Genomic DNA, 3,795 nt, shown 5'->3' on the forward strand with positions numbered 1-3,795 from the left:
CCTAGCAGTTCGGTACGCGGCGCTTCCTCCCTTCAATATCTTCTAATTTTACAAGCTCTCCTTTTATAGGCCTTACTATAACTTCTTTTTCTATCACACTAGCTGCTACTTCTTCATTTGATTTATTAACATGTGGCTGACTAGTTTTATTATCATTTTCTTCTACTTCTTTTTTAGTTTCTTCTTTATAGAAAATCATTGTTAAAGCAAAAGCTACAACCATTGATATAACAATACCTATAAGAGCTACTATTAAGTTACCCATTCCACCATCTGGCTCAATCATTGCTGGAAGTTCAAATATTCCCATTCCACCAGTCATGAACTTTCTAAGGTTAAATAATCCATAGTGAGCTCCACCTATACAGCTTGCTATACAACTTATTATAAATGGTTTTTTTAAAGGTAATAACATTCCATAAATAGCTGGCTCAGTAACCCCAAATATACCTGATATAAAGTTTGGAATAGCCATTTCTTTTATTTTTTGATCTTTTGTCTTAAAGAATAATCCTAATACAACTGCAGACGTAGCAAATGTACAAGCAAAGAATGGCATCATAACATTATCATACCCCATAGTCATAACGTTGTTTATATATACAGGAATAAATCCCCAGTGCATACCAAAAATAACAAGAATTTGCCAAGTGAATCCTACAATAGCACCTGCTATTAATGGACTAAAATCTCTTACTGCAAATACTGCTTGCGAAATAAGTGTAGAACCAAATGTTGCTATTGGACCTATAATAATAAGTGCTACAGGTAAAGTTATTATCACTGTAAGCATAGGAACGAAGAAAAACTTAACTAAATCAGGAATGATTTTGTTAAATAATTTTTCACATCTCGAAGCAAAATAAACTACAAATATTATAGGTATTACTGTACCTGTATAATCAACTGAAATTACAGGCAATCCTAAGAAGTCAATATACACAGGTGAAGCAAGCATAGTTCCTTCAAATAAAGTATATAGTGGTTCAACCCCTGCTGATATAGTACTACCTTGTATTCCAGGGAAGCACATTGCTGCTCCTAAAACTAATCCTAGCATTGGTTTTAAGTCAAATTTCTTAGCTGCTGTATATCCCAAGAATAAAGGAAGGAATGTAAATAATGCCTCTCCGGCCGCATTTATTATTAAATATTCTCCGCTTGTGTTAGCATACAATCCTATGGCTACAAATAAGGCATTAAGTCCTTTTAGCATACCACATGCTGCCATTACTCCAAGTACAGGTTGGAATATTCCAGAGATAATATCAATTCCTCTATCCAATAAACTGCCTGATTTTTTAGGTTCAGAGTTTAAATTTGTATTTTCTAAATCGATTATATTGCATATATCTGCATATACCTCTGAAACATGATTTCCTATAACTACTTGATATTGTCCTCCACTTTTCATTACAGTAACAACATCTGACATATTCTTTAACACATCATCATTAGCAATACTTTCATCTTTCAATTTAAAACGTAATCTTGTAATACAATGTGTCAGTCCATTAATATTTTCTTTTCCTCCAACATTTTTTATAATGTCTTGTGCTAATTGTTTGTATTTTCCCATTTTTAATCCTCCATATTTCTTCAAAATTAATTAATTTGAAATTTGAAGGTTTGGCCAACTTAATGTCACCATCCACTCATCCTTATTTATAATGTATATTTTGGTATCACTTCCTTTCAATATTTATGACTATTTATACTACTGAGATATTACTCAGGTTGTACCTTAGAAACTTTAAAAACTTTTGCTACATGTATTGTTAAATAAATTATTTCATCATCTGTTAATTTATAGCTATATTGCTTTTCTATAAATTTATCTATCTTAATAATGCATTCAAAGGCTTTGCTATATTTTGATTTTATAATGGTTAGTAGTTCTTTATCTGTATCTCCATTATGCACACTGTTGGAAAATAATCTTTGTGCAAAAAACTTTAAGTGCATTATAAATCTATAATAAAATACTGATTCTTCGTCAAACTCTATACCAAAATGATATCTTACTATATTTAATATTTCTTGTATCAACTTTGTAATATCAGAAGCCAAATTATTTCCTTCACCTAACTGAGCATTAACTATATGAAAAGCTATAAATCCAGCTTCATCTTCTGGAAGCTTTACTCCTGTTTTATTTTCAATAATATCTATAGCCTTCATACCTATTTCAAATTCTACTTTATAAAATTTCTTTATTTCCCAAAGTATAGCGTTCTTAACACTTATGCCTTTTTTTATTCTATGTATTGCTGAATAAGTATGATCGCTTAAAGATATATAAATACTTTCATTCAATTTTTTATCTAACTTAGTTTGCGCATACTCAATTATTTCACTTGATAAATCCATATATTCCATAGGAATATTATTAAGTAATTCTTGTAATTTATTGGATACGTCCTTATTTGATATTTTAAAAACTTTATCTATTTTAGTTTTGTCTATGATATCTCCCTTTGATTTTTGATAACCTATACCTTTTCCCATAACAATAGCTTCTTTACCATTATCATCTAACGTAATTACAACATTATTGTTTAATATCTTATTGATTATCATAATTCTCCTCCTTTTTAAGCATTAAATCTTCACTTCGCTCATATAGGTAACTTCATATCCTGTTACTCAAGTTTGAAGAGATTTGGACTTTAATATATAAAAAAAGCTTATTCATAATAAATAAACACACTCCTCCCAGGATAATGTTTTTTATTAATGAATAAGCTTAGCTTGTACTTAAACAATCACTACCTAATTCCAATTAATATAATAGACTATTGTAATTTTTTTGTCAACGCTTTCTTTTTACATATTTCGCCAGAATAATGCTTATATCTTGGACTTCCTTTAATGTAAATATATTATAAATACAGTAAAAATAAGATATGAACTAATATAGAGTTAATCCTTTATTTTTATTTTTATTTCATACTTAATAATCGATCTAGATATATTAATTTCACTTGTTGATTTGCTAAAGCTCTCTTAGCTGGAGGTAATTTAAGTATTGCAGATAGTATAGCTGCCATTGCTCTATGGCTACTTAATGCTTTATTGTCAAATATAAGTTCTTGTAATTGCCCTTTTTCTATAGCCATAAGAACTACTCTATGTACTGAATTTGCAGGAGTAATTATTTTTTCTTTTCTTTTCAAAAGTATTATGCTACCCTTAGGGCAATTTCTAGCACAAACTCCACATCCTAAGCAAACATCTTCATCAATCTTGATTATATTTTTATCATTTTCCTTTACTTTACTTATTGCTCCTATAGGACATGCCTTTACACATTTTCCACATCCTATACAAGAATCGTAATTAATATTTGGTATAAAGCTAGTAGTTGCTACTGGATGCATATTCCCAAATTTTCTAGCTGCTAATAATGCTTCACAGCAACATCCACAACAATTACATATAAAACTTACTCCACTTCTTACATTTTCACCACATTGAACTAAATTGTGTTCATATGCTTCATGTAATAACTCTTTACACTCAGAAGCATCTATTCGTCTTGCATAGTTGTATTTTATTAAAGAGTTTGCTGTTCCATTGAAAGTCATACATATATCCATAGGAGCATCACAACCTTTATCCATATGTTTCATTTTATGTCTACAATAGCACATTCCTACTGCTATATGATCTGCTTCTTCTATGATATGAGTAGCTCTTTCATAATCTAATATAGTAACTTCATTATCATTACTTAATACTTCTTCTTGAACAAAAACTCTTCCTAATTTTGTTTCTGCTGAATAAAATAAATCC

Annotated in this window: 3 protein-coding genes; all 3 read right to left on the reverse strand. The window is 29.6% G+C overall.

Translation table 11 applies throughout. The annotated features are described in order from the left end of the window. Nucleotide 1: 1 nt before the first annotated feature. On the reverse strand, nucleotides 2–1,579 hold the full coding sequence (locus J7G74_RS13725; RefSeq protein ID WP_330616582.1) for a PTS transporter subunit EIIC: 1,578 nt from the start codon (nucleotides 1,577–1,579) through the stop codon (nucleotides 2–4). A gap of 149 nt (nucleotides 1,580–1,728) precedes the next feature. Beyond that, nucleotides 1,729–2,580, reverse strand: a complete 852-nt coding sequence (gene licT, locus J7G74_RS13730) for a BglG family transcription antiterminator LicT (RefSeq protein ID WP_297136371.1) — start codon at nucleotides 2,578–2,580, stop codon at nucleotides 1,729–1,731. A 362-nt stretch (nucleotides 2,581–2,942) separates the two neighbouring features. Then, nucleotides 2,943–3,795: 4Fe-4S dicluster domain-containing protein (locus J7G74_RS13735; protein WP_297136373.1), on the reverse strand; the 853-nt coding region annotated here is incomplete at its 5' end.

This window comes from Terrisporobacter sp. (genome assembly GCF_017888745.1).
Lineage (GTDB): Bacteria > Bacillota > Clostridia > Peptostreptococcales > Peptostreptococcaceae > Terrisporobacter.

Bases quoted from the DNA above. Each gene is read 5' to 3' on its own strand.
- licT (WP_297136371.1), bottom strand. From the start codon at position 2,580: ATGATAATCAATAAGATATTAAACAATAATGTTGTAATTACGTTAGAT.
- J7G74_RS13725 (WP_330616582.1), bottom strand. From the start codon at position 1,579: ATGGGAAAATACAAACAATTAGCACAAGACATTATAAAAAATGTTGGA.